The sequence below is a fragment of the Pseudidiomarina indica genome, from assembly GCF_900104245.1.
Lineage (GTDB): Bacteria > Pseudomonadota > Gammaproteobacteria > Enterobacterales > Alteromonadaceae > Pseudidiomarina > Pseudidiomarina indica.
This window is the reverse complement of record NZ_FMXN01000008.1, coordinates 50,175-76,398: the sequence shown is the minus strand read 5'-3', so window position 1 is coordinate 76,398 and position 26,224 is coordinate 50,175. Positions and strand designations below refer to the sequence as shown.

The window sequence follows — 26,224 nt, the reverse complement described above, 5'->3', positions numbered from 1 at the left end:
TTGCTATAAACCAGTTATGAGGACGTATTTGTGAATTTCAATGGGGGAGTTACAAATTCCAGTTCCAGATTTGGCAACCGTTGATTTTGCCGCGTTGCAGCTTATGTCGATCTGCTTCCGCTGCGCGCCGTCCTTCATAGGGGCCCAAAATGACTCGGTGCCAAACACCGTTCGAGCCTTCCGTGGTACGAACTTGTGATTCTAAACCAAGCATCGCGATCATGGCCCGCAGCTCTTCGGCATCAGCCCGATTACGGAATGAACCACACTGCATGAGCTTGGGTGGCCCCACTTCACGTTCCGGCACATCCACAATCACTTCTTGGTTTTCTAACTCTTCAATGTATTGCCACCGCTCTTCTGGCTTTTCTGGTAAGGCAGGCTGCTGTTGAGGTTGCACAGCCGGTGTTTCAACCGCTGGGGGACTCTCCACAGCGACCTTTTTTGATTGGCCAGAGATGGTCACTAATAACCAAACGAATCCGGTGACCAACACAATTGCGAGCAATACCACCCACCATGAAACAGCAGGGCGTGCTGCTGCTTTCTTGGTTTTTTTAGCTGGCTTGCGCGGGGCTGGGCGCTTCCGATTGGCGTAATCCATAGTAGCTACATCTTCTCCAACGTCGGGATACCAAGTAATGATAAGCCTTGGCGTAACGTTTTTGCCGTTAATGCGGCGAGTTTTAAACGACTCTGACGCACTGCTTCATCCTCATGTTGCAAAATGGGGCAGGCTTCATAGAAGCTTGAGAATGCTCCGGCTACCTCATACAAATAACCACATAAGAAGTGAGGCATGGCTTTGTCAGCAACGCTATGAACCACTTCATTAAATTGTACCAGTAATTTCGCTAAATTAATTTCCCGCTCATCAGCAAGCACAAAAGGTGCCGTAATCGCGAGTGGATCCACTTGGGCACGACCAAACATACTGGTTACCCGAGTGTATGCATAGAGCAAGTAAGGTGCCGTGTTTCCTTCAAAACTAAGCATGGTATCCCAGTCGAAAATGTAGTCGCTGGTGCGGTTTTTGGATAAGTCGGCATATTTTACTGAGCTAATACCCACCACTTGGGCGACATGCGCTTGCTCTTCGTCCGTCAGCGAAGTGTTTTTCTGCTGCAATAATGCCAAGGCCCGTTTTTCTGCTTCATCAAGCAAATCTGCCAGTTTTGTCACGCCACCATCACGGCTCTTATAGGGGCGGCCATCTTTCCCCATCACGGTGCCAAAACCATAGTGATCGAGTTGCAGCTCGCTGCTCGCAAAACCCGCTTTGCGAGCCAAGGTAAAGATTTGCTGGAAGTGCAACCCTTGGCGTTGGTCAACAAAGTACATCAGGTGGTCGCCATGCAACACGTTTTGACGGTAACGAATTGCAGCTAAGTCAGTGGTTGCATATAAGTAACCACCGCCTGATTTTTGCACAATCACCGGTAAAGATTCACCGTCTTTGTTCTTGAACTCGTCCAAAAACACACATTGCGCGCCTTGGTCTTCCACCAATAACCCTTGCTGACGCAAGTCTTCGACCACGTTCGGCAAATCATCGTTATACGCGCTTTCAGCCATCACGTCGTCACGCGTTAATTGCACCCCGAGACGATCATAAACGTCTTGGCAATGGCTCAAAGAAATATCAATAAATTGTTGCCACAATTCGCGGCATTTCGGCTCACCCGATTGCAGTGCAACCACTAAGTCACGGGCACGCTGGGCGAATTCTTCGCTCTCATCAAAGCGTTTTTTGGCGGCTTTATAAAAGGTTTCGAGGTTACTCAATTCCATGCCCAAAGCATCGGTATCGAGTTCTTCCATATACGCCAGCAACATCCCAAATTGGGTTCCCCAATCGCCCACGTGGTTTTGACGAATCACCCGGTGCCCCAAAAACTCCAACACTCGCGCCACTGAGTCCCCAATAATGGCGGAACGCAAATGCCCAACGTGCATTTCTTTGGCAAGGTTTGGTGACGAGTAGTCAATCACAATGGTCTTCGCTTGCTCCGCCGGCTCAACGCCAAGACGCTCGTCGGTATAGGCGCGTTCTAGCTGTGCCAGCAGCTGTTGCTGGTCAATCTTAAAGTTAATGAATCCTGGGCCGGCAATGTCACAAGCTGCGAGCACTGTATTCTCAGGAATGGCCGCGATGAGTGCTTCCGCTAAAGCACGCGGATTCATTTGCGCAGGCTTCGCTAACATCATCGCTAAATTGGTTGCAAAATCGCCATGACTCTTATCGCGCGGACGGTCTAATTGAATACGCACAGAAACCTCGGCGGGGAGAGTTCCTTGTTGCTGTAAATTCGCCACTGCGGCGGCCAGGAGGGATTCCAACTGTTCTTTCATTCACTCTAACCTTACATGAAAATGCGTGATTCGATGGTCGTCCGATGGGCGATCAAATAAGAGACCCATTTTAGCTTTTTTTATGAGTTAACTAAAGTCTTGCGGGTCAACATCCAATGACCAGCGGACTTTGCGCAGTTGCGGTAACTGTTCGAATTGCGGCAAAACATAGCGCAACACTTGCGCTCGTATACTGCGGTGGGGGGTTTGCACTAATAATTGGTAGCGATAACGCCCTGCCCGCCGCTCCATCACCGCCGGGATTGGCCCGAAGACAATCAAATCATCGCGCTGCGGAAACAAACCCGCCATCGCCGCTAATGCGTCAATGGCAGCAGCGGCTTCATCGGCTTCGGCACGAATTAAGGCTTGATAACTAAACGGGGGCAACTGCGTCAGCTGCCGTTCCAACAATGCCGTGGTTGAAAAATGATGGTACCCGTTATGAATTAACTCTTGGATTAACTCATGGTCAGGATGGTGTGTTTGAATCACCACAGTACCGGTTTTACTCGCTCGTCCGGAACGTCCAGCAACTTGGGTATAAAGTTGGCCCAACCGCTCGGCAGCACGGAAATCCGAACTATAAAGCGCGCCATCCACATCCAATAAAGCCACCAACGTTACCTCAGGAAAGTGATGTCCTTTGGCCAACATTTGGGTCCCCACCAAAATGGAATACTTGTGATCATGCGCATCTTGTAAATAGCGTTGCAAACTGCCTTTGCGCCGCGTGCTGTCACGATCAATGCGTAACACCGTATGCTCCGGAAACTCTTCTTGCAACACTTGTTCCAGCTGCTCGGTACCAACCCCGCGGCCAATTAATTGCGTGGAGCCACAATCCCCACATTGCACAGCCAAGGGTTGCTGCGCTCCACAATGATGGCAGAGCAACTGCCGCGAGCCTTGATGCACGGTGTAATAAGCATCACAACGCCGGCACTGCGCCAACCAGCCGCACTCATGACACATCAGTGCTGGAGCAAAGCCTCGGCGGTTTAAAAACAACAGCACCTGCTGTCCTGCTGCCAAGTGCTCCCCCATAAGCTTCAACAAGGGTTGCGACAAACCGGCTTTGAGCGGCTGATTTTTAATATCCAACAAAACTTGTTGAACCGGCTGAGCTTGCCCTGCCCGACGTCGTATTTGCAGGTGGGCATAGCGCTTTGTCAGCGCATTATTTAATGTCTCAAACGAGGGCGTTGCCGAGCCTAAAATCACGGGCACCCCTTCTTCATAGCCGCGCTTAACGGCTAAGTCACGCGCGTGGTAGCGAAATCCTTCTTGTTGCTTGAGCGACGTGTCATGTTCTTCATCCACAATGATCATGCCAAGCGCCTTGCAAGGGGTAAATATTGCTGAGCGCGTGCCAATAATGATTGCGGCATGCCCCCCTCGTGCATCTAACCATGCATCGAGGCGTTCCCGATCGGTCAAGGCCGAATGCAACATCACGATGGGCACGGCAAACCGTTCTTGGAAACGCTTGAGGGTTTGTGGCGTAAGACCAATTTCTGGCACTAAAACCAAAACTTGCTGCCCGCGCCTTAGTACTTCTGCGATGATCTGCAAATACACTTCGGTTTTGCCACTCCCAGTCACCCCTTCCAACAAAAAGGTTTGATGACCTTGCCCGGCGCTGATGGCGGCGACCGCCAAGGCTTGTTCGGGATTCAACTGCAGCGGTTCGGCGGCAATTTTTAGTTCCCAGCTTTGTGCTGGAGCAGGACGGTGCTCAACGGCGACTACCCAGCCTTTTTCTTGCAGCGTTTTTAACGCCTGGGGCGAATAGTCATGTAAGCGAATATCGCGGCTGAGTAGGGGGGCTTCCCGCAATGCCGCCAACAATCGTTGTTGCTGAATGGCTCGTTTGAGTTCCTCAAGCTGCACCGCTTGGCCTGCCGCGGTCAACTCATAACGAATAGTCGCTTGATAGTTGGCTAACTCTCCCTGCCGCAAGAGCACAGGTAGTGCATGATGCAGCACTTCACCTAAGGGATAATGATAATAATCCGCCGCCCACAGCAGCAGTTGCCAGAGTGGTTGGGGCCACAGAGGTTCACTATCGAGCACTTCAGAAATAGCTTTACGCTGAAAGCGCTCGTCTGGAGTGGCGGTCTCGCCTGCCACAATGCCAATTAACTGACGCCGCCCAAATGGAACACGCACACGCACTCCCACCGGGAGTGCGTCAGTGTGGTCATAATCAAATAGCTGAGATAATGGAACCGGTAAGGCGGCCTGAATAATCGTTGTCATGCCGCACAGTGTACCTTGAAATACAACGCGGGTTAATCGCCGCGACTATGATTCCGCCATATAATTTTTAGGCAAGTCGATACGTGCCGCACCCGATGAGACTGCTGCAATTGCCACAGCTTTCGAGACGCGAGTACGTAACCGTGGGTCCATCGGTTTTGGAATAATGTATTGAGCGCCAAACTCTAACTTATCAACTCCTGCGGCTTGCAAGACCTCTGCTGGAACAGGTTCTTTCGCTAATTGCCGGATCGCTTCGACCGCTGCTAGCTTCATTTCATCGTTAATGGCTTTTGCTCGTACGTCCAATGCCCCACGGAAAATAAAGGGGAAGCACAACACGTTATTGACTTGGTTCGGATAATCCGAACGACCGGTTGCCATGATTAAGTCATCGCGTGCGGCAAGCGCAATTTCAGGCTTAATTTCCGGATCAGGATTCGAACAGGCAAAAACAATCGGATTTTCCGCCATCAACTTCAGATCATCAGGCGATAACAAGTTCGGTCCAGACACCCCAACAAACACATCCGCTTCGGTGATCACTTCTTGCAGCGTCCGTTTGTCCGTGTTGTTGGCAAACAGTGCTTTATACTCGTTCAAATCCTCACGGCGAGTATGAATCACGCCTTTTGAATCAAGCATATAAATATTTTCCCGCTGAGCGCCGCACTTAATTAGTAGCTCCATACAAGCAATGGCCGCCGCACCGGCGCCCAAGCAAACAATTTTAGCTTTTGGCAAACGCTTGCCTTGAATTTCCAACGCATTCAATAAGCCCGCAGCCGTTACAATGGCGGTGCCATGCTGGTCGTCATGAAAAATTGGCACTTCACAACGCGCAATCAGTGCTTGTTCAATTTCAAAACACTCGGGGGCTTTAATATCTTCCAAGTTAACCCCACCGAAACTATCCGCAATGTTGGCCACGGTGTTAATAAAGTCTTGTGTGGTGCGGTGCGTTACTTCAATGTCAATTGCATCGAGACCAGCAAACCGCTTGAATAACAGTGCTTTCCCTTCCATAACGGGCTTGGATGCCATGGGGCCAAGGTTGCCGAGCCCTAAAATGGCAGTTCCATTAGAAATAACCGCCACTAAATTACCTTTCGCCGTGTACTTATACACATCATCAGGGTTTTCCGCGATTGCGCGAACCGGTTCAGCAACTCCAGGACTATAAGCTAACGCTAAATCTTTACTTGTTTCCGCAGGTTTGGTCAGTTCAATGCTAATTTTTCCAGGGGTAGGGAGGGCGTGATAGTCCAACGCTTGTTTGCGAAAATCAGTCATAGTGTGGTGCACCTAAATCAATCGAATAGAGAAAATAACCTTGATGAATAGTGCTATTGTAGAGGGAATCTATGCAAGAAGAAATCTTACCTGATTGATTCTCAGAAAAAATCACAGTTTCAATGCGGAAATCGAGGATTGGGAAGGATCATGGGGCCAAAACGACACAAGGCAGCCGAGGCTGCCTTGTGGGAATAAGCAGATGCTTTGGTGCTTTAAGAAGAACTTACTTCTTGCCGCCCAACACGCTGAAACGCTTATTGAATTTCTCAATACGACCACCGGTGTCCATCACACGCTGTTTACCAGTGTAGAATGGATGGCATTCTGAACAAACGTCCAAATGCAGCTCGCCGCCGCGAGTTGATTTAGTCACAAATGAGTGACCGCAAGAGCAAGAGACTTTCATCTCGGTATATTCTGGATGGATACCTGATTTCATGGGTTACCTCGTTAGGCTGCATCGCCATCCGATCCAATGCCGGATACCATGCAAATTATTGTGTTAAACAAGCGCTGCTTTATTCATCAACGCGGCAAATTAGGGCGCGAATTATAAACAGCCCGCAAACCAAGATCAAGCAATCCTTAACGACCGCTTGAGGATTCTTTGTTCTTTACAAAATAAAAATTCATGTAAAGAGAATTATTATTCTTGTTTCGTGCATTTTTATTCTATAAAATGCGCGCCTATTTGCTCCCTTTTTCGGTGACATGGGTTTAACAAGTGAAGCATGAACAATCAATCCCCTGTGCAGTTTTTGGCGCCAGTGGGTACAGCGGCGTAGAACTTTGTTGGCTGCTGCATAACCATCCATATTTTTCGCTGGACTATGCGTTCTCTTCAGGTGCGCGTGGCGATAGCTCGTCACTGGCTCAGTTGTACCCTACGTTAGCCGGGCAACTGGAGCTGAACGTGCAACCATGGCACACCGAATTACTAAGCGAATTGGCACAGCAAGTGCGCGTCGTATTTTTAGCACTCCCCCATGAAGCCAGTGCAGAACTTGCCCCGCAATTAATTGCTGCGGGTTTAGTGGTTTTTGATCTGTCCGGTGCTTTTCGTCTGCACGATGCCGAAGAACACGAACGCGTTTATGGCTTTCGTCGCTCAGGTGCGTTGCCACAACAGATTCCATATGGCTTAGCAGAATGGACAACTCTCAGCGGGACTGAATCGTTAATCGCGGTGCCTGGCTGCTATCCAACCGTCGCAAATTTGGCGTTAAAGCCAGTGCTGCCATTGCTCGCCGGTACCCCAGTGATCAACGCCGTCAGTGGGGTTTCAGGCGCCGGCCGTAAAGCCGCTGCCCATACCAGCTTTTGTGAAGTCAGCTTGGTTGCCTACGGCGTTGCGAGCCATCGTCATCAACCTGAAATTGCTCAGGCCTTAGGTCGTGACGTGATCTTTGTGCCTCATTTAGGGAATTTTAAACGGGGTATATTGGCCACCATTCATGCTCCGTTAAAAGCTGGGGTGAGCATGGATGACGTGCAGGCGGCCTATCAACAAGCTTATACCAAGCAGCCGTTAGTTAGATTACGGCAGCAACCACCAGCGGTGAATGACGTTGTCGGCACGGCCTACTGTGATATTTACCCGGTCGTGGCGCAACAACATCTGATTGTCTGTGCTGCCATCGATAATTTACTCAAAGGGGCTGCTGCCCAAGCAGTGCAGCTTGCCAACCAATACTATGGCCTTGCCAGTGACACTGGGTTAACCCAGCGCGGGGGAGTAGTATGAGCAGCCCTTTAGTCATTAAAGTAGGCGGTCGCGTTCTGCAAAACGCGGATCACCTTCATCAATTGCTCACCACCATTGAGCAACTGGCACGGCTGCGGGCCTTAGTGCTGGTGCATGGGGGGGGTGACCAAGTACAAAGCTTATTAAATCAACTGGGCTTCACCAGCGAAAAGGTGGATGGTCAACGCATCACCCTAGCGGAGCATATTCCGATGGTCACCGGTGTGTTGGCGGGTGATATTAATAGCCAACTAGTGGCGCTTGCTCAACAGCATCAGCTCAATGCAGTGGGGTTAACCCTTGCTGCAGGCCATAGTGTGACCTGTGAAGTTGACCACAGCCGTGGTTGTGTAGGGGTGCCTAGCCCCCAGGATGCCACCTTATTAGAACTATTATTGGATAAAAACTTCCTCCCCATTATTAGTTCGATTGGAGTGGGTCCAAACGGCGAGCGACTCAACGTCAATGCTGATTTGGCGGCCGCTGCAATTGCCCAACTCTTACATGCCGATTTAATTCTGCTCACCGATGTGCCGGGAATTCTCGATCATCAAGGTGAACTCATCGACACCATTGATGCGCATCATGCGCAAACGCTGATGACCAATGGCACCGTGCGTGATGGCATGTTAGTCAAACTCACCGCCGCGCTACAAGCGGCACAAGCATCGCGACGAAGCATCGCGGTGGCCGGCTGGCAAGATGCCAAAGCGCTCACTCGACTGGCACGAGGTGAAGCAGCCGGAACCCGCATCCGTCTTTAATTGCCGCCAATCATCTTTAGTTTTGACGTGTAGGGATCAACCCAAATGAACGATTTAATTGATATGTGGACGTTGCAACCGCAACAAACCACAGAGCTACTGCAATTAGCTCAAACCATTAAGCAACGCCCTGCGGCTTGGGCCACTTTTTTACAGGGCAAAAGCATTGCCTTGTTATTTGAAAAGCCGTCATTACGGACCCGCGCAAGCTTTGCGGCCGGCATTCACCGCCTGGGCGGGCATAGCATTTATTTAGATGCGCAAAACTTAATTGGCGAGCGGGAGCCAGCCAGTGATGTGGGCGCGAACCTTGCGTTATGGCACGACGCCATTGTCGCACGCGTATTTTCTCAACAAACCATCACTGACTTAGCTGCTGCATCAGACAAGCCCGTTATCAACGCTTTGAGTGACACCTGTCATCCATGCCAAGCGTTGGCCGATTTGCTGACTTTGCAAGAGCAAGTGGGCGCTTTAGACCAAATTCACTTCACCTATATTGGTGATGGCAATAACGTGTGCCAAGCTTTAATGGCCGGTGCCGCACAAACGGGCATGCACATGCAAGTGGTGACTCCGCTAGGGTATGCCCCTGATGCCGCCATGCTGGCCCAGGCGCAACAATTGGCGCAACAGTCTGGTGGCTCCATCACCTTGGTCCATGATTTGGATCAGTTACAGTCCACGGACGTGATCTATACCGATACTTGGGTGTCGATGGGTCAAGAACGTGATCAAGGCGCGGTCATGCAAGACTTCGCCCCGTATCAGGTCAATCGTGCCCTGATGCAACAACTCAATGCAAACTATTTTATGCATTGTTTACCTGCTTATCGCGGTCGTGAAGTCACGGCAGAAGTGATTGATAGCCCACAAAGTTTGGTGCTATTCCAAGCCGAAAACCGCCTCCACGCCCAAAACGCTGTTTTAGTTAAACTATTTGAAGGAGCTCACGCATGAGTAAGTCAATCAATAAAGTCGTTCTCGCTTACTCTGGAGGCTTGGACACATCGGCCATCGTGCCATGGTTAAAAGAAAACTACGACTGTGACGTTGTCGCCTTTGTCGCTGACGTTGGTCAAGGCGACGAAGAGCTGGAAGGCATTGAAGCCAAAGCCATCGCGTCCGGTGCCAGCAGCTGCCATATCGTTGACTTGAAAGAGAAATTTGCTCGCGAAGTGATTTACCCGACGTTAAAAACCGGAGCAATTTATGAAGGCCAATACCTGTTAGGGACCGCCTTAGCACGTCCGATTATTGCGCAAGCGCAAGTTGATGTTGCTCGTAAAGTGGGCGCCGATGCCCTTGCGCACGGCTGTACCGGGAAAGGAAACGACCAAGTGCGTTTTGAGTCGGCTTTTGCCGCACTCGCACCTGAGTTAACCGTGATTGCGCCATGGCGTGAATGGACCATGCGTTCACGTCCTGATCTGTTAGCTTACTTAGCAGAACGCAACATTCCATGCAGTGCGTCTGTGACCAAAATTTATAGCCGCGACGCGAACCTTTGGCATATTTCGACCGAAGGCGGCGAGTTGGAAGATCCGTGGAACGAGCCAACCGAACAGGTTTGGACCTGGACCGTGGCGCCGGAACAAGCACCCGATCAACCACAATATTTACAACTCTCGTTCCAACAAGGCGAGCTAACGCACATTGATGGACAGGCGTATGCGCCAGTAGAAGCCATTTTGCACCTGAACCAAATTGCCGGTGCACACGGTGTCGGCCGTCTCGATATGGTCGAGAACCGTCTGGTTGGCATGAAGTCACGCGGTTGTTATGAAACTCCTGCAGGCGAAGTATTGCGCGCAGCTATGCTGGGTCTAGAGAGCTTGGTGCTGGACCGCACCACCCAAGACTACCGCATTCGCTTAGGGAATGAATTTGCTCAATTAATGTACGACGGGCGCTGGTTCACGCCGTTAAAAGACGTGATGTTAGCGGCTGCCACCAAAATTGCTGAACCACTCAGCGGTGACATTGTAGTGAAGCTCTACAAGGGCCAAGTAACCGTGACCCAAAAACGTTCACCGAACAGCTTGTACTCCAACGCATTTGCGACCTTTGATGAAGACGAAGTCTATAATCAAAAGCATGCCGAAGGATTTATTCGTCTTTACAGCTTAGCCAGCCGCATCCGTGCTTTGCATCAGCAAGCCGATGACGACGGTGCAGGCAAGGAGTAAGCGATGAGCTTATGGGGTGGTCGTTTCAGCCAGCCGAGCGCTGCTGAATTCAAACAATTTAACGACTCGCTGCGGTTCGACTACGTGCTGGCACCGTTCGATATCCAAGCATCAAAAGCTTGGGCCGGTGCCTTACAGCATGCAGGACTAATCTCGGCAGATGAAAATCAGCAGTTACAACAGGCTCTTACTGCCTTGGCCAAGCAAGTGGCCAAGGAACCCGAGTTGCCGCTGGCAAGCGGTGCAGAAGACATCCATAGCTGGGTGGAAGCTGAGCTGATCAAAGCCATTGGTGACACGGCGAAAAAGCTACACACGGGGCGCAGCCGTAACGATTTGGTGGCCACTGACTTGCGTTTGTTCTGCAAGCAGTTTGCCCAATCGTTAATTTCGGCAAACCTAGCGGCCATTGAGAATCTGTTGCAGTTTGCGCAGACCTATCAGGATGCGATGTTGCCGGGCTATACCCACTTACAACGTGCACAACCTATTGTGGCTGGGCATTGGGCCATGGCATACGTCAGCATGCTCCAACGCGATGTCAGTCGGTTGCGTGAAACTGTACGCCGGATGGATGTTAGCCCGCTGGGCAGTGGTGCCTTGGCGGGTACGACGGCAGCCATTGATCGCGAAGCACTCGCCCACGAACTTGGGTTCCGCCATGCTTGTGACAACAGCTTGGATGGCGTATCCGATCGGGATTTTGTGTTGGATTTACTCCACGCCGCAAGCACTGGAATGATTCACCTTTCACGCATTGCTGAAGATGTTATTTTCTACTGCTCCGGAGAATCAGGCTGCTTTAGCATGAGCGACCGCATTAGCAGTGGTTCATCCCTCATGCCGCAAAAGAAAAACCCTGATTTGTTTGAACTATTACGGGGTAAAACCGGGCGTGTGGTCGGCCATCAGCATGCCATGCAGATGACTTTGAAAGGCTTGCCTTTAGCCTACAACAAGGACATGCAAGAAGATAAAGAAGGGTTGTTTGATGCATTGCACACCTATGCGCAATGCTTGCAAATGCTCGCATTTGCCTTACCTGAATTGTCCGTGAACCGTGACCATGCCGCGCGTCAGGCAGCGCTTGGCTACAGCAACGCGACGGAGCTGGCAGATTACATGGTGAGTAAAGGAATTCCATTCCGCGATGCGCATCACCTCACTGGGGAGCTGGTGGTGTATGCCCAGCAACAGAACCTTGCTTTGGAACAGTTAAGTCTGGCCGAGTTTCAGCAAATCTGTGACCGTATCGATCAGGATGTGTACGCAACGCTTGATTTGAACTACGGCTTACAACAGCGCAAAGCGTACGGTGGGACCGCACCTGGCGCCGTAAAAATGGCCATTAAAAAGGCTCAAGACTGGTTACAAGCCGCGGAAGCAGCAAGCAATCATGTACGCCAAGCTCGCTTAAGTGACGTTGACAAAATTTGTGAGTTAATTGCCTATTGGGCCGAGCAAGGTGAAAACTTGCCGCGTGATAAAGCCGATGTGCTGCAAGCCATTCAAAGCTTTGCAGTGGCAGAAATTGATGATGAGGTGGTGGGGTGTGCCGCACTTTATGTATACACCACTGGCCTTGCGGAAATCCGTAGCTTAGGCATCTTCCCGAGCGCTCAAGGCAAAGGGTTAGGCGCTGAATTGGTTGCATTCTTATTGTGGAAAGCACGTGAGTTAGGAATTTCTCGCACCATCGTCCTAACACGAGTGCCTGAGTTTTTCGGCCGGTTAAACTTTCGTTTAACGCTGAAAGAAAAACTCCCAGAAAAGGTCATGAAAGATTGTGATTTGTGTCCGCGCAAAGACAATTGTGACGAAACGGCGTTGGAGTACTTGCTGTAGCCTGAATGGCTACAGCAATCAGCTGATTATTCGAGGGGGTCTTCGCTGCAACATTCAGGGATAGGCAACCCTCGACGGGTCAGCTCTTCACGAACCGCAGCCGGCACTTGATGAGGATTATCTTTGCGTAAATCATCATCGGTTGGCAACGGTTGCCCCGTGAATGCGTGCAGGAATGCTTCGCACAACAACTCACTATTGGTGGCATGGCGCAAATTTTTTACTTGCCGCCGAGTACGCTCGTCGGTTAACACTTTGAGGACACGTGTAGGAATTGAGACGGTTATTTTCTTAACGTGCTCACTTTTTTTCCCATGTTCAACATACGGATAAATGTACTCTCCGTTCCATTCCATCATGTACTCCTTAATAGAAAGATCCCAAAGACCTTACGTAATGTATTGAATTGTACTGGCGAATTTAATTCAGTCAACTTTATACGCATAGGGGTCTATACGGCTTTTTATGCTAACCTTTGCTTTATGAAGCTTTAACACGCTATTAAGGCACCGTATAATCAACCCTATTTTACCGAATCATCTCGCAGGAGAACGCAGACGCATCATGACGGTTGAGGTTCAAGTCACCCCCGAACAAATTCAAGCAGTTGCCGATACGGTGCAAGTTCATAAATTTGGTGGCAGCAGCTTGGCTGATGCGTACTGCTACCGCCGTGTTGCACGTATCGTGACGGAATATGCCGGCGCCAGCGATTTAGTCGTGGTGTCTGCTGCCGGCGATACCACCAACCGGATTCTAGCCATCATCGATGCGCAAGCGGATGATCTCGGCATTGCTGAAGTGCTGCTCCGACAGTTACAAAAGTACCAACAGGGTCTTATTACCGAACTACTAAACGGTGATCTGCAAGAGCAACTATTAGCGCAATCGTCGCACGATTTTGCGCGGTGGTGGGGTTGGTTACGCGGGGACGAAGTCATTACTCACCGCCCTGAGCTGCTTTCTTATGGCGAGCTGTGGAGTGCGCGTTTATTGGCCGCCTTGTTGCAACAACAAGGGATTCAAGCAGCTGCCATTGATGCGCGCGATTTTCTGATTGCCGATGATGCCCCAGAACCCCATATTCGAGTGCCGGTATCGCGGGCTGGTTTATTAAACCGGATTGCCCCTCATCCTGGTACCCGCTTTATTGTCACCGGCTTTATTTGCTCCGACCCAACCGGACGCTCATTGATTTTAGGCCGTAACGGAAGTGACTACTCCGCCACGTTGATCGGCAGCTTAGTTGATGCCAAGCAAGTGACAATCTGGAAAGATGTTGCCGGTGTGTATTCTGCCGACCCACGCAAAGTTGAGCGAGTGGTCAGCTTGCCGCTGCTCGATTGGCATGAGGCCGAAGAATTGGCCCGCTTAGGCAGCCCAGTACTACACCCCCGGACCTTCCAGCCGGTGAATCGCGAACGCATGGTCATTGCGGTGCGCTCCAGCCTGAAAGTGGAAAATCAGCAAACGCGCATTGGTCAATACGATGACACCGAGCCCAAAGGCAAGGTGCTTACTTCACTCGCAGATGTGGTGTTGTTCCGCATTAATTTAAGTGATGCCCAGCTAGTGCAGCAGTTTGAAGAGCTCGAACTGGTGCCACTTATCAGTTGGAACGAAATTGCTCAACACCACGCTTACTACGCCTACCACCAAAACCATTTGGAGTATTTGGAGCGCTGGTTGGAGCAGGTCGATAAAACCGATCAAGTCGTGCAAATGCAAGGCTATTCCATGATTGCCTTGGTGGGGAATCGAATTCAAGAAACCACCCAATACAGCACCTTTAAAACAGAATTAAGCGCACAGAACCTGCGTCGTTTGGCGTTTTCACCCGATAACAACGCAGTGATTGCGATTCTTGAGCAAAAGCTCGACAACCGTTTACTGAACCGACTCCATAGTCAGCTGTTTAATTATCGTCGCAGCTTAGGCGTATTGGTGGTTGGCCGTGGCAACATTGGGAGTGCTTGGCTGGCCTTGTATCGTCGCTTGCAAGAGCGTATTAACGAACAAATGGACGTGCGCATTCTCGGCATTTTAAACTCCACGCGCATGTGGTTGGATTATCACGGTTTAGAATTGGATGACTGGGAGGCAAGCTTTGATACCTTTGCTCGCCCTTATGAACTCAGTCAACTCATTCCTGAGTTGCCAAATGCTGGGTGTGACGAGCTGGTTATGCTGGATCTCACCGACTCCGCAGAAGTCGCCCAACTGTACCCCAGCTTCTTTGCGAACGGCGTGCATATTATTAGCGCCAATAAGCGCGCTGGGGCGTCACGGGAGTCTCAGTACCACGAAATTCGGACGATTCAGCGCGAATACGAGCGGGAGTGGTATTACAACACCACCGTTGGCGCGGGCTTACCGTTAAATTACACCATTAACGACCTTATTAATTCCGGTGACACCATTCGCAGTATTTCGGGAATTTTTTCAGGCACCATGAGTTGGTTGTTTGAGAACTTTAACGAAGAGGTGAAGTTCAGTGATTTGGTCCGTGAAGCCAAACAACGGGGCTTAACCGAACCTGATCCACGGGCGGATTTAACCGGTCAGGATATTATTCGCAAACTGCTGATTCTTGCCCGAGAAATCGGCCTCACGCTGGATTGGCAAGATATTCAGGTCGAAAGCCTGCTGCCGGAACAATTGCGCGGAATTTCTTACGAGGAATTCATGCAACGCTTGCCGGAACTGGATGAACCAATGCAGCAACTTTATCTGGAAGCACAACAGCAAGGCAAAGTACCTCGCTTATTGGCTAGCTTTGCGGTGCAACCCGATGACAGTGTAGAAGCCCGTGTTGGGATTGAATTTATTCCGGCTGGCGACATGTTGGCGAATCTGATTCCAGGGGAAAACATTTTCGTGATTTACACCGATTGGTATCATGAAATGCCACTGGTCATTAGTGGCCCTGGTGCTGGCAAGGAAGTTACCGCAGGTGGTGTTCAATCGGACTTGAACCAGTTGCTGAGTCACCTCAGCAACCGGCACAAAGGTTAGAAGATTGAATCGTCGTCGCTAAAGATATTGCGATTAGATGGCTTGGAGTCAACGTATTCTGTTGGCGCTGTCCCCGGCAAGAAGTATTCAAACCGTGACGTGTGATCATTGTTACGGCTTAGCTTACCGGTTTCCAAATCAATCCGTGCCATCACTAACCCCGGGGGTACTTGAAAAGGCTCAATCGTTGCTTCTTCAAGTGCCACCGCCATAAAATCTATCCACATTGGCAGCGCCGTTTTAGCGCCACCTTCAGCACCCGTAATGGGCTGCTCTTCACGCGGCAGATTTTCATTGAACGTGGTGCTGCCCAAAGCGCGCTCCAAGTTATCGAAACCAATCCAGGTAGTACTCACCAACCCGCTGACATACCCCGAGAACCAAGCATCTTTGATGTCATTGGTGGTTCCGGTTTTGCCAACAATATTACGCCCCGCCAAATCAATAATCTGCTTGGAACGTTGAATACGCCAAGCAGTCCCGTTCCACCCCGTACGGTGCTGCCAACTGCCACCGCCCCACACGGCTGAATTCAACGCTTCAGTGATCAGGTACGCATTTTGCTCCGTAATCACTTGCGGTGCCTGCACCACTTCGCGTGTCCCATCTTCACAAGGCACACAAGCGACAGCAGGCTGGGCTTGATAAATCACTTGGTCATTGTCATCAACCACGCGATCAATAAAGTACGGGTCAATCAAATAGCCACCGTTTGCAAACACGGCATAACCACGCGCAACTTCCAGCGGCGTCATGGAGGCGGACCCTAACGATAATGACTCATTACGGGGTAACTCATCGATGTTAAAACCGAACCGAGTTAAGTAATCAACGGTGGTATCAATGCCAATGGCACGCAACAATCGTACCGACACAACGTTTTTCGATTTGGCCAGTCCTTGGCGTACTCGAATGGGCCCTTCATACACATCTGGGGAGTTTCGCGGGCGCCAAGCAATACCACTGCCAGGGTTCCATTGGTTAATCGGGGCATCATTCACCAAGGTTGCCAAGGTGAAACCATTCTCTAAAGCGGCAGAATAAATAAATGGCTTAATATTTGAACCCGATTGACGTTTCGCCTGAATTGCACGGTTATATTGGCTAATCGCAAAGCTATAACCCCCCACTACAGCCGCCATGCTGCCATCGTGTGGACGCAAGGCAATGACCGCCGCACTGGGTTCTGGAATCTGTGCTAACCGCAGCCCATTCTCGGTTGTGCGAATACGCACCAGTTGCCCCGCTTGCACCACATCACCCGCCACTTTTGGTGCCGGACCTTGCCGATCGGCATGCATGTACGCCCGCGCCCAAGCTAAGCCTTCCCATGGTATTTCATGAGGTTGGCCACTGGCAGTTAATACCACCGCGGTCTGTTCGGTAACACGCATCACCACTGCCGGGACCGTCATGCCAATACTGCTTTGTTGACCAAGATAATCAATGATTTGGTCCATGGGCCAAGGGGTTTCATTAGGTTGCCACAGCACGGCCTCTGCACCTCGGTAACCGTGGCGCTCATCATATTGATGCAAGTTTTCTTGAACCGCTTTCTGCGCCGCGCGTTGCTGTTTTCCGCTCACCGTGGTGTACACTTTCAAGCCAGAGTTGTAAGCGAAGTCTTCACCATAACGGGCCACCACTTCGGCCCGTACCATTTCTGCCAAATAAGGCGCTTGCATGGTTACTTCAGCACCATGCAGGCGAGTTTCAATTGGCTCCGCTAAGGCATCACGATATTCGCGCTCGTTAATCACATTTTCAGCGAACATCCGGCCTAACACCACCGCCCGACGTTCCCGAGCACGTTCTGGGTTGGTGATTGGGTTCATGGTCGATGGCGCTTTGGGTAATCCTGCAATCATCGCCATCTGCGCCAAGCTTAAGTCCTGGATATCCTTACCGTAGTACACTTGAGCGGCAGCACCCACACCGTGCGCCCGTTGGCCAAAGGCAATTTTATTCAAGTAAAGCTCTAGAATTTCATCCTTGGTCAACTCTCGTTCCATTCGCAGCGCAATAAAGGCTTCTTTGATTTTACGTGTCCAAGTTTGCTCAAAGCTCAGGTAAACGTTCCGCGCCAGCTGCTGGGTAATTGTACTCCCGCCCCCTTGGATTTCACCGGTGGCAATTAATAAGAAAAAGGCACGGCCGACCCCAATCGGATCAATGCCAAAATGATGATAAAAACGTTGATCTTCGGTTGCTAAGAAAGCGTTGATAAGCGGCTGCGGAATCTCTTCTAATTTAAGCGGTATTCGCCGAATTTCACCAAACTGTGCAATCAACTCACCATCCGCCGAATATACCTGCATCGGTGTCTGCAAACGTACTTCGCGTAGCTCCGCAACGCTCGGTAAGTCGTCCTTCCAGTAGTAATAGAGCCCTACAACTGTCACTGAACCAACCACCAACAAGGCGACAGTAACACCTAGCACCCACTTTAAAATTTTCAACGAAAATCCCCTTTCTTAATCCGTCTTGTTCAAATAGCCAATTTGCACACGAATGAAACTTATTATAGAAACTTACGTTCGGAAACGTAACGTTTATTTCAAGCTCAGCCAGGGGCTTTGCATAATGCTTACTTATTAGCCAAGGCCATTCACCAGGAAAGGAGAGGAAAGCAGCATGGAACGCTTGCTCACACGACGCCGACCAATGGGGGTGGGAATTACCATCAGTCCCACCCAGTTTTGTTGGGTGGCATGCATTCACGCTGCCGCAGGCCTTCGAATTGTTGGGGCGGCAGCCTGTGAGCTTCCCTCCTCATTATGGCAGGGCGATATTCTTCATGCCTCACAATTCAGTACAACAGTGCGGCGGCTACAGCGCCCTCGGGGCCGCTACCATGCGACATTAGCCCTTGCTTCCACCACGGTACAGCACAAGCGTTTCGCTTGTTTAACACCCGCCGATGATGACGGTATTATGGCTCAGCTCGAACGTGACGCCCCTATATTACTAGGGGCCCCACTGGGCGACTTTTATCTTGATTTTCAGCCCATTCAGCCCCCATTAGGAAGCTCTCAACCGCACTGGGCCGAATTAACCGCGGCACCCGCCGCAGTGGTTGAACCTCGCCTGCAGGGGTTAACGCAAGCAGGTTATCGACTGCATGCCATCGAGCTTGACCAACATGCGATGATTCGCGCTTGCGCGTTCCTCGCACCCAGAATACAACCCCAATGGCAACATTCAATGCCGCAACTGCTGATTCTTGACGCGACTCCCGCCACCCTACGTTGGTGGCGCATTCAAGGTAAAACCCTACTCGATAGCGGCCAACACCAGCATCATGCAGCAACCAGCGAATTCCCAGCGGGCCTGCTGCAAAGCATTGCTCAAGCCGATGATGGCGGCGTCTTGGTCATTCAGCGTGGCGCATCAAAAGAGGCGCTCCAGTCGGTATTTGGCGCCAAGGAATACTATGCGGTGAACCCATTGCAACTGCTACCGATAGCGCCAGCACTGCAACCTTTCGTTCCCCAAGGCGCTGACTTTGTTGAGGCCTTCGGCTTGGCCATTCGGGAGCTAGCTGATGCGACCCATTAACTTACTGCCATGGCGAGCTCAACAACGGCGGCAAGCATATCGGCAGTGCTTGGTTCATGCCGCAGCTGCAATTGGGGGGGCACTGATGCTCAGCTATTTGGTCATTGTGCAGGGGTGGCATGTCGCTTTTGCCCAGCCTCACCCAGTGTCCATGGAGCCCGCTGCAACAGTGTCACTCGCTACACCATCCCCTACGTATGCTGTGGCTTTATTACAAATGCTGCCGGAGTTGGTAGGCACTCACACCCAACTGAATCATATCGATTATCAACATCCGCAATTAACCATTGACGGGGTCGCCAACAGCCACCAGTCGGTAGTGAATTTTCTGCAACAGCTGCAAACGGTTCCGTGGATAGAGCAGGCCCAGCTACACCAGTTAACCCACACCACCGCAACCGCAATTACCCCGTACACCTTCACCGTACATGCAACAATTAGCCATGGATTCCTCCCCCATGACCTCCATCACCCAGCTTGATGTACGCGATTTCCCGTGGTGGCCGTGGCCATGGCGTCTCTTGGTTTACCTCATGCTAACCGTGACGGTACTGGGGGCCACTGTGTATTGGCAGGGAACGACCCGCATAACAACCGTGACACCCACGCCGGCATTGCTAACGGAACAGCCGCCCCAACCACAGACAACGTTCACCCTACCCACCACTGAATTCATTGTTGATACCGTCAGTGAGTTAGCGGTTGCTCCCGCCGTCATCTTGCGGCAATTTGAATGGTTACCGGCACCGGCAAATCAACGAACAGTACGATTGGAACTGGAGGGAAGCTATCTGTCGTTGCAACAATTCACCACCGAACTTGCGGAGCGACTGCCTGCCATGCGACTGACTTCGCTGCAAATTTCTGCACGAGAAAACCAATTGCAATTGCGCCTGATCGCTCACTTTGAAGCGACTCAGCACGCGTTGGATTCCCCCTTTGTAATACCGACCATCGCAGCCAATGCCGATCCCTTTCGAGAGCTCTCCTCGCTGGCAGCCTCATTGCCGTCCACGCCGTGCCAAGAACCAAATTTTCCTTCCCTGCCAGCATTGGCATCATCGTTGGCACCTTGGCCCATTCAATTTGTCGGCCACTGGCAATCTCACCAGGAGCCACCAACCGCCGTGGTGACCACAACACACGGGCAATTATTCACCCTGCAGCGAGGGCAATTCGTTGCGCATGCCGAAGTGGTTCGTATTACCGCCCAAGAATTGCGCTTACGTGAATGGATTGAAACCACCCCCAACTGTTGGAGCAGTCGTGAGCTTCACCTACCACTGACGCCCATCACTGGAGAAAAAACTTAATGAAAACCTTGGTGTGTAATCTCTGCCTCATGCTGCTATTTATGACAACCAGCCATGCCGCTTTGCTGCCCACCAATCGGCTGCTGCAATATCATTTGGCACCGAGCCCTGACCACATTGTCCGCGTGCAAGCACATTTTGCCCACCCCATTCGCTTTCACATTCATCCGGGGCAGCAGGCGAGTGTACTGCATGAGTTTTTGTTACCATCGACCGAAGCATTACCGGTGCCTTCCTCGACCCTTCCTTCTCACCCGCTGTTAGCTCATATTGAATGGCAGCAACAGCACTCTGGAACCTTACTGCGTGTGCAGACCACACGGGCCACTCAGGCCCACTTCCAGCGCTATGGCGAGCTTCTACAAATGGAGTTTTCTGCTGACGAAACCTCCCCACCGCCCCCTGAGGAAACCCCGTTACCCACCCTTGCTGAGTCACTGGTTTCGTTTAATTTCCAAACCATTCCGGTTCGGGAACTCCTTCAGCTACTCGCTGATGAGCGACAACTCAACTTAGTTGCGAGTGACAGTGTGCAAGGACATATATCGCTACGTTTAGACGACGTCCCTTGGGACCTTGCACTCAACACCATTCTGCAGGTGCAAGGGCTGGCCAAGCGCCTCGACCACAACATTCTAGTCATTGCGCCCGCAGCGGAAATGGCACAACTTGAAGCTGACGAACTGGCACGGCAACATCACAAACTGGAATTGAGCCCACTGGTGAGTGATTACATTCAAATCAACTATGCCAAAGCCGAAGAATTGGCCCAGATTTTACGAACTGAACGTTCAGATATGCTGTCAAGCCGCGGTACTGTCGCGATTGATCAGCGTACAAACACCTTGTTAATCCGTGACACTCCCCATCATTTGGCTGCCGCAAAAGAGTTAGTGGCCGTACTCGACATTCCCATTAAACAAGTGATTATTGAAGCCCACATGGTGACTGTACGTGACAACATCAGTGATGAATTAGGAATTCAATGGGGGCTGAGTGACGCCAACGGCGACTCGACCCGGCGGGTGAGTGGAGACTTCACACTGAATTTGCCCGTGGCCACACCTGCGGCAACCCTAGGGTTACAAGTAGCGCGCTTTATTGACGATCGGTTGTTGAGTTTAGAATTAAGTGCTCTCGAACGTGAAAATAAAGGGGAAATTATTGCCAACCCAAGAATCACCACAGCCAATCAGAAGCAAGCTTACATTGAACAAGGTACCGAAATTCCCTACGTTGAAAGTGGTTCGTTGGGCGCAACCTCGGTCCAATTCAAAAAAGCAGTGCTAGGACTGACCGTAACGCCACAAATCACTCCCGACAATCGGATTATTCTCGACTTAGTTATTACGCAAAACACTCGCGGTGAAACGGTTACCACGCCCACCGGCCCCGCAGTTTCTATCGACACCCAAGAAATTAATACCCAAGTATTGGTCGAAAATGGGGAAACCATTGTTCTAGGAGGAATTTATCAGCAACAAATATTGAATGATATTGCCAAGGTTCCGGGGCTGGGTGACATTCCTTATGTCGGGGTGCTATTCCGTAATGACGTTAAAGTTGCCGAAAAACGAGAGCTGCTGATCTTCGTGACCCCGAGAATTGTAAGCAACGACCCTTAAACCTTGCTAATAGGGGCATGTCTTGCGATAATCCCGCATCTTTTTAATTGGGTAAAGGAAGGTCTTGAGACACTCCGAGTTTCGTGAGGCACAGCAAGTTATATCAAGTGAAGTAACACATCAATTATGGCTGAAAAACGTAACATTTTCTTAATAGGTCCTATGGGGGCCGGCAAAAGCACTATCGGGCGTCAATTAGCCCGCCAACTCCACCTCGAATTTTTTGACTCTGACCAAGAAATTGAACGCCGTACCGGCGCGGATATTGCTTGGGTCTTTGAGCTCGAAGGCGAGGAAGGTTTTCGCACACGCGAAGAAAAGGTTATCGAGGAGCTAACCGAAAACACTGGTATTGTACTTGCAACTGGGGGCGGCTCAATCATGAGCAAAGAGAGCCGTAATCGTCTCTCTGCACGGGGCGTGGTGGTGTATTTACAAACCACCATCGAAAAGCAGTTGGCACGGACCCAGCGTGATAAGCGTCGTCCATTAATTGCTGACGCAGATGACCCCCGCGCGGTATTGGAAAATCTCGCAGCAATACGCAATCCCCTCTATGAAGAAATTGCTGATATTATTATCCGTACTGATGATCAAAGCACCAAAGTGGTGATTGATCAGATTATTGAACAGGTAGATCGGTAAAACGATTCACAATAGTCACTGCTTGGGGAGGCGCTCATGACACATACCACGCAACAACTAATAGTGGGACTCCATGAGCGCAGCTATCCGATCGATATCGGCCCTGAGCTGCTCCACCGGACACCGCTCTTTCAGCAATTGCCCCAACAGCTACTTCTTGTCACCAACGCGACCGTTGATGCGTTGTATGGCGACAGAGTACGCCAAGCGCTGCAGCACCACACCGTGGTAACCCATTGCATTGCTGATAGTGAACAAGCAAAAGGCATCGATACCTATGCGGCCGTGCTCGATACGCTTATCCAACACAGCTTTAATCGTGATTGTGCGGTGCTTGCCCTAGGCGGAGGCGTGGTCGGTGATTTAGCTGGCTTTGTTGCCGCAACCTATCAGCGCGGAGTGGCATTTTATCAGATCCCCACAACGCTCCTCGCACAAGTGGACTCATCCGTGGGAGGCAAAACTGCAATCAATCACCCGGGGGGTAAAAACTTGATTGGGGCCTTTTATCAACCCCGTGCGGTGCTGATTGATACGACGTGCTTAGCATCGCTACCACAGCGGGACTATGTGTGCGGTCTTGCTGAAATCATCAAGTACGGCATTATTGCCGATCGGGATTTTTTTACTTGGTTAGAGCAACAGGCGCCGGCTCTGATGGCGCGTGACCCGCAAGCGCTCCAAACTGCCATTCAGCGAAGCTGTGCGATTAAAGCAGCAATCGTTGCAGCCGATGAGCGTGAACAGTCCACTCGCGCGTTGCTTAATCTTGGGCACACCTTTGGTCACGCCATTGAAGCCGAGTTCAGTCCTCGTTGGAAACATGGCGAGGCAGTTGCAGCGGGCATCATGATTGCTGCTACTTTAATGATGCAACAAGGACGACTCGCTGCCGAGGAGCAGCAACGGATTGAACAACTATTGCAGCAGTTTCAATTGCCAACCCGAGCACCAGAAATGTCATTTGAACGTTGGCAGACTCTCATGCAACGTGATAAAAAAGTACAAGCAGGTACGGTACGCTTCGTTGTTCCAACGGCAATCGGGCATGCCCAATTAGAGCCGTGGTCTGACTGGCAGGCAATTCGCCAAGCCATTGTCAGCATGAGCTGCGCCAACCCCATGACTCGTTAAAATTAAAGAGCTGAACGCATGACGAAACAGCGCGCCTTTCTAAAATGGGCCGGTGGAAAATACAATCTCATCGAACCAATTACTGCCATGCTCCCGCATGGGAATAAACTCATTGAACCCTTTGTGGGCGCAGGTTCGGTGTTTTTGAACACGGATTACCCCAAGTATCTGCTCAATGATGTGAATCCTGATTTGATCACGCTGTTTAAATTTGTAAAACGCCGCCCCAAGCGTTTTATCGAAGATGCCCGACAGCTATTTACCGCGTCCACCAATACGGCAGATGCCTATTACCATCTGCGGCAGCAATTTAATCAGAGCCAAGACTCGTACGAACGTTCATTGCTATTTCTGTACCTCAATCGGCATGGCTATAACGGTTTATGCCGTTATAACTTATCAGGGCAATTTAATGTGCCCTTCGGTCAATATTTGCGGCCTTACTTCCCTCAGGCGGAGCTTGAGTTTTTTGCCGAAAAAGCCCAACGCGCCGTGTTTACCTGCATGAGCTTTGAGCACGTGTTTCGACGCGCTCGAAAAGGCGATGTGATTTACTGTGATCCGCCTTATGCACCCCTCAGTTTAACGGCAAACTTTACCCATTATGCGAGCGGGGGCTTTTCTTTAGATGACCAATCAGAATTAGCGCGGCGAGCAGAACTGGCGGCCTATAAACGGGGCATTCCAGTGCTGATTAGTAACCATGACACTGATTTCACACGGCTTTTATATCGCCGTGCGCAGCTCAACAAACTGCAGGTATCACGGTTTATCAGCCCCAATGCAGAAGGGCGTAGCAAAGTTGCTGAGCTATTAGCGCTCTATTCCCGCGCTGTCGATAATGTGGTGCCCCTAACAACGCGTATTCGGAAACAAGCACCATGATTCAGTGGCAGCAAAAAACCTTTGACGAGTTATCACTGCACGAGCTGTATGCCATTTTGCAACAACGAGTGAACGTGTTCGTGGTGGAACAGCAATGTCCTTATCCAGAAATTGATGGCGCTGACCACCAAGCAATTCATTTATGGGCAACCCAAGGCCTCGAGCTTGTTGCCTACGCACGAATTTTTTTAGGCACAAGCACCTCTGGCTTCAGCCGCATTGGACGAGTTCTTAGCGCCCACTCTGCACGGGGAACTGGGCTTGGACGAGAGCTGATGCAGCGTGCAATTGCCTTGTGCCAAACGCACAGCCCCAATGCTCCCATTCGTATCAGTGCCCAAATGTATTTGCACGACTTCTATGCCAGCTTTGGTTTCACCGATATCAGCGACGAATACTTGGAAGACGGTATTCCCCACATCGACATGGAACGACAGCCATGAACGCTTTGTCGGAGCATCCTGATTTCGCCCTTGAGCGTGACGAACATGGCTTGCACCTTCGTTGGCTCAGCCAGCCGCAAATGACCCCCTTAAGAATTGATTTCCTAGCGGGGAAAAATGCTTTTCGGGCGGCTCATGCACGCATTAAAGACGAAGCCATTGCCCGGGCTTGTGGGCTCGGTAAAGCCAATCATGAAACCATTCTGGATGGCACGGCAGGCCTTGCCCGTGATGCATTTATTTTGGCTCAACTCGGTGCTCAAGTGGCCTTAAACGAGCGCCACCCTGTTGTACGCGAGCTGTTAGCGGATGCGCTGGCACGTTTATACCAACACCAACCAGACTGGCAAACACGGCTATACTTATTGCCACCGGATCAGCTCACTGCACTCGATGCCAAGAGTTTTGATGTCGTGTATTTAGATCCGATGTATCCCAGCAGTGAGCGCAAAGCGAAAGCCGCGGTCAAAAAAGATATGCAAATGTTCCACCAGTTGGTGGGATCGGATGCGGATGCTGACGATTTATTCGTTCCGGCTCGGCGCATTGCGCGTCAACGTGTGGTGGTCAAGCGCCCACAACATGCTGGCTTTTTAGGGGGAGTCACCCCGCACACCCAAGTGGTGAGTAAAAAACACCGCTTTGATATTTATCTTTCGGAGTAACGCCATGATTCAAGTTAATGCTCACTTACCTGCAGGCACACTCACAACACTCGGTGATGTCGGTCTACAACAAATTAATCCCACCGAACTCTTTGCTAAAGGAACCCACATTTTATTTGCGATACCCGGCGCCTTTACCCCAACCTGTTCGGAACAACATTTACCCAGCTTTATTCAACACGCCGATAAACTACGTCAATTAGGTGTTGAGACCATCGCTTGCGTCGCTGTCAACGATGCGTTTGTTATGCGCGCGTGGCAACAAGCACAAGACCCGAATCACGTGGTCATGTTCTTATCCGACGGTGATGCGTCCTACCATGAAACACTCGGGTTAACGAAAGCAACCGGCTCTTTTGGTGGCCTGCGTGCAGAACGTTACGCCATGGTGATTCAAGATGGCGTGGTCACCCACCTATTCGTGGAAGATGAAAAAACCTACGGTGTCAGTAGCGCAGAGCACGTCCTAGAAGCATTACAAGGGTAATT

General features: G+C 50.8%; 23 protein-coding genes. 16 read left to right on the top strand and 7 right to left on the bottom strand.

Annotated elements, in window-relative coordinates:
- Positions 1-49: 49 nt before the first annotated feature.
- The 5 genes from BLP64_RS07735 to rpmE form a co-directional block, all read right to left on the bottom strand.
- On the bottom strand, positions 50-604 hold the full coding sequence (locus BLP64_RS07735; RefSeq protein WP_092593378.1) for an SPOR domain-containing protein: 555 nt from the start codon (positions 602-604) through the stop codon (positions 50-52).
- Between the two features lie 5 nt (positions 605-609).
- Positions 610-2,352 carry an arginine--tRNA ligase gene (argS, locus tag BLP64_RS07730; RefSeq protein WP_092593376.1) on the bottom strand — a complete coding sequence of 581 codons (1,743 nt, stop codon included), beginning with the start codon at positions 2,350-2,352 and terminating at the stop codon, positions 610-612.
- Between the two features lie 87 nt (positions 2,353-2,439).
- The gene (priA, locus tag BLP64_RS07725) at positions 2,440-4,614 is read right to left on the bottom strand and encodes a primosomal protein N' (RefSeq protein ID WP_092593374.1); all 2,175 of its coding nucleotides are present in this window, start codon (positions 4,612-4,614) and stop codon (positions 2,440-2,442) included.
- A gap of 45 nt (positions 4,615-4,659) precedes the next feature.
- On the bottom strand, positions 4,660-5,907 hold the full coding sequence (locus BLP64_RS07720) for a malic enzyme-like NAD(P)-binding protein (protein WP_092593372.1): 1,248 nt from the start codon (positions 5,905-5,907) through the stop codon (positions 4,660-4,662).
- A 226-nt stretch (positions 5,908-6,133) separates the two neighbouring features.
- A complete protein-coding gene (rpmE, locus tag BLP64_RS07715; RefSeq protein WP_092593370.1) occupies positions 6,134-6,349 on the bottom strand; it encodes a 50S ribosomal protein L31 in 216 nt (71 codons plus the stop codon).
- A 285-nt stretch (positions 6,350-6,634) separates the two neighbouring features.
- On the opposite strand from rpmE, the gene argC reads away from it, so the two are divergent.
- The 5 genes from argC to argH are packed head-to-tail and all read left to right on the top strand — an operon-like array spanning position 6,635 to position 12,452.
- A complete protein-coding gene (gene argC, locus BLP64_RS07710; protein WP_092593368.1) occupies positions 6,635-7,654 on the top strand; it encodes an N-acetyl-gamma-glutamyl-phosphate reductase in 1,020 nt (339 codons plus the stop codon).
- The gene (gene argB, locus BLP64_RS07705; RefSeq protein WP_092593366.1) at positions 7,651-8,418 is read left to right on the top strand and encodes an acetylglutamate kinase; all 768 of its coding nucleotides are present in this window, start codon (positions 7,651-7,653) and stop codon (positions 8,416-8,418) included. Before argC ends, argB begins: the two co-directional genes overlap by 4 nt.
- Positions 8,419-8,463: 45 nt before the next feature.
- On the top strand, positions 8,464-9,378 hold the full coding sequence (gene argF, locus BLP64_RS07700; protein ID WP_092593364.1) for an ornithine carbamoyltransferase: 915 nt from the start codon (positions 8,464-8,466) through the stop codon (positions 9,376-9,378).
- Positions 9,375-10,607, top strand: coding sequence for an argininosuccinate synthase (locus BLP64_RS07695; RefSeq protein WP_092593362.1), 1,233 nt, complete (start codon positions 9,375-9,377; stop codon positions 10,605-10,607). Before argF ends, BLP64_RS07695 begins: the two co-directional genes overlap by 4 nt.
- A 3-nt stretch (positions 10,608-10,610) precedes the next feature.
- Positions 10,611-12,452, top strand: coding sequence for an argininosuccinate lyase (argH, locus tag BLP64_RS07690; RefSeq protein ID WP_092593360.1), 1,842 nt, complete (start codon positions 10,611-10,613; stop codon positions 12,450-12,452).
- Between the two features lie 26 nt (positions 12,453-12,478).
- Here the strand turns inward: argH and metJ are convergent, their stop codons facing one another.
- Entirely contained in the window at positions 12,479-12,811 is a 333-nt protein-coding gene (gene metJ, locus BLP64_RS07685; RefSeq protein WP_092593358.1) for a met regulon transcriptional regulator MetJ, read from the bottom strand.
- A gap of 205 nt (positions 12,812-13,016) precedes the next feature.
- On the opposite strand from metJ, the gene metL reads away from it, so the two are divergent.
- Positions 13,017-15,467, top strand: coding sequence for a bifunctional aspartate kinase/homoserine dehydrogenase II (gene metL / locus BLP64_RS07680; RefSeq protein ID WP_092593356.1), 2,451 nt, complete (start codon positions 13,017-13,019; stop codon positions 15,465-15,467).
- Here the strand turns inward: metL and BLP64_RS07675 are convergent.
- On the bottom strand, positions 15,464-17,926 hold the full coding sequence (locus tag BLP64_RS07675) for a penicillin-binding protein 1A (protein WP_092593354.1): 2,463 nt from the start codon (positions 17,924-17,926) through the stop codon (positions 15,464-15,466). The two genes, metL and BLP64_RS07675, sit on opposite strands and share 4 nt — an antisense overlap.
- A gap of 175 nt (positions 17,927-18,101) precedes the next feature.
- On the opposite strand from BLP64_RS07675, the gene pilM reads away from it, so the two are divergent.
- The 10 genes from pilM (at position 18,102) to BLP64_RS07625 (ending at position 26,222) form a co-directional block, all read left to right on the top strand.
- Entirely contained in the window at positions 18,102-19,025 is a 924-nt protein-coding gene (gene pilM, locus BLP64_RS07670; protein ID WP_092593352.1) for a pilus assembly protein PilM, read from the top strand.
- Positions 19,012-19,506, top strand: coding sequence for a PilN domain-containing protein (locus BLP64_RS07665; protein ID WP_092593350.1), 495 nt, complete (start codon positions 19,012-19,014; stop codon positions 19,504-19,506). The genes pilM and BLP64_RS07665 overlap by 14 nt, the downstream gene beginning before the upstream one ends.
- Positions 19,484-20,338: a pilus assembly protein PilP gene (locus BLP64_RS07660; protein WP_092593348.1), complete on the top strand. Its 855-nt coding sequence runs from the start codon at positions 19,484-19,486 to the stop codon at positions 20,336-20,338. The genes BLP64_RS07665 and BLP64_RS07660 overlap by 23 nt, the downstream gene beginning before the upstream one ends.
- A gap of 41 nt (positions 20,339-20,379) precedes the next feature.
- On the top strand, positions 20,380-21,963 hold the full coding sequence (locus tag BLP64_RS07655; protein ID WP_233340130.1) for a type IV pilus secretin PilQ: 1,584 nt from the start codon (positions 20,380-20,382) through the stop codon (positions 21,961-21,963).
- Positions 21,964-22,089: 126 nt separating this feature from the next.
- Entirely contained in the window at positions 22,090-22,608 is a 519-nt protein-coding gene (gene aroK / locus BLP64_RS07650; protein WP_092593344.1) for a shikimate kinase AroK, read from the top strand.
- A 36-nt stretch (positions 22,609-22,644) separates the two neighbouring features.
- Positions 22,645-23,742, top strand: coding sequence for a 3-dehydroquinate synthase (gene aroB, locus BLP64_RS07645; RefSeq protein ID WP_092593342.1), 1,098 nt, complete (start codon positions 22,645-22,647; stop codon positions 23,740-23,742).
- 18 nt (positions 23,743-23,760) lie between these two features.
- A complete protein-coding gene (locus BLP64_RS07640; protein WP_092593340.1) occupies positions 23,761-24,627 on the top strand; it encodes a Dam family site-specific DNA-(adenine-N6)-methyltransferase in 867 nt (288 codons plus the stop codon).
- Complete coding sequence (locus tag BLP64_RS07635; RefSeq protein WP_092593338.1) at positions 24,624-25,070, top strand: GNAT family N-acetyltransferase; 447 nt, start codon at positions 24,624-24,626, stop codon at positions 25,068-25,070. The genes BLP64_RS07640 and BLP64_RS07635 overlap by 4 nt, the downstream gene beginning before the upstream one ends.
- On the top strand, positions 25,067-25,735 hold the full coding sequence (locus tag BLP64_RS07630; RefSeq protein ID WP_092593336.1) for a class I SAM-dependent methyltransferase: 669 nt from the start codon (positions 25,067-25,069) through the stop codon (positions 25,733-25,735). Before BLP64_RS07635 ends, BLP64_RS07630 begins: the two co-directional genes overlap by 4 nt.
- A 4-nt stretch (positions 25,736-25,739) precedes the next feature.
- A complete protein-coding gene (locus tag BLP64_RS07625) occupies positions 25,740-26,222 on the top strand; it encodes a peroxiredoxin (RefSeq protein WP_092593334.1) in 483 nt (160 codons plus the stop codon).
- Positions 26,223-26,224 lie beyond the last annotated feature (2 nt).

Coding starts and splice junctions, on each gene's coding strand:
- BLP64_RS07735 (WP_092593378.1), bottom strand. CDS start 604: ATGGATTACGCCAATCGGAAGCGCCCAGCCCCGCGCAAGCCAGCTAAA.
- argS (WP_092593376.1), bottom strand. CDS start 2,352: ATGAAAGAACAGTTGGAATCCCTCCTGGCCGCCGCAGTGGCGAATTTA.
- priA (WP_092593374.1), bottom strand. CDS start 4,614: ATGACAACGATTATTCAGGCCGCCTTACCGGTTCCATTATCTCAGCTA.
- BLP64_RS07720 (WP_092593372.1), bottom strand. CDS start 5,907: ATGACTGATTTTCGCAAACAAGCGTTGGACTATCACGCCCTCCCTACC.
- rpmE (WP_092593370.1), bottom strand. CDS start 6,349: ATGAAATCAGGTATCCATCCAGAATATACCGAGATGAAAGTCTCTTGC.
- argB (WP_092593366.1), top strand. CDS start 7,651: ATGAGCAGCCCTTTAGTCATTAAAGTAGGCGGTCGCGTTCTGCAAAAC.
- argF (WP_092593364.1), top strand. CDS start 8,464: ATGAACGATTTAATTGATATGTGGACGTTGCAACCGCAACAAACCACA.
- BLP64_RS07695 (WP_092593362.1), top strand. CDS start 9,375: ATGAGTAAGTCAATCAATAAAGTCGTTCTCGCTTACTCTGGAGGCTTG.
- argH (WP_092593360.1), top strand. CDS start 10,611: ATGAGCTTATGGGGTGGTCGTTTCAGCCAGCCGAGCGCTGCTGAATTC.
- metJ (WP_092593358.1), bottom strand. CDS start 12,811: ATGATGGAATGGAACGGAGAGTACATTTATCCGTATGTTGAACATGGG.
- metL (WP_092593356.1), top strand. CDS start 13,017: ATGACGGTTGAGGTTCAAGTCACCCCCGAACAAATTCAAGCAGTTGCC.
- pilM (WP_092593352.1), top strand. CDS start 18,102: ATGGAACGCTTGCTCACACGACGCCGACCAATGGGGGTGGGAATTACC.
- BLP64_RS07665 (WP_092593350.1), top strand. CDS start 19,012: ATGCGACCCATTAACTTACTGCCATGGCGAGCTCAACAACGGCGGCAA.
- BLP64_RS07660 (WP_092593348.1), top strand. CDS start 19,484: ATGACCTCCATCACCCAGCTTGATGTACGCGATTTCCCGTGGTGGCCG.
- BLP64_RS07655 (WP_233340130.1), top strand. CDS start 20,380: ATGACAACCAGCCATGCCGCTTTGCTGCCCACCAATCGGCTGCTGCAA.
- aroK (WP_092593344.1), top strand. CDS start 22,090: ATGGCTGAAAAACGTAACATTTTCTTAATAGGTCCTATGGGGGCCGGC.
- aroB (WP_092593342.1), top strand. CDS start 22,645: ATGACACATACCACGCAACAACTAATAGTGGGACTCCATGAGCGCAGC.
- BLP64_RS07640 (WP_092593340.1), top strand. CDS start 23,761: ATGACGAAACAGCGCGCCTTTCTAAAATGGGCCGGTGGAAAATACAAT.
- BLP64_RS07635 (WP_092593338.1), top strand. CDS start 24,624: ATGATTCAGTGGCAGCAAAAAACCTTTGACGAGTTATCACTGCACGAG.
- BLP64_RS07630 (WP_092593336.1), top strand. CDS start 25,067: ATGAACGCTTTGTCGGAGCATCCTGATTTCGCCCTTGAGCGTGACGAA.
- BLP64_RS07625 (WP_092593334.1), top strand. CDS start 25,740: ATGATTCAAGTTAATGCTCACTTACCTGCAGGCACACTCACAACACTC.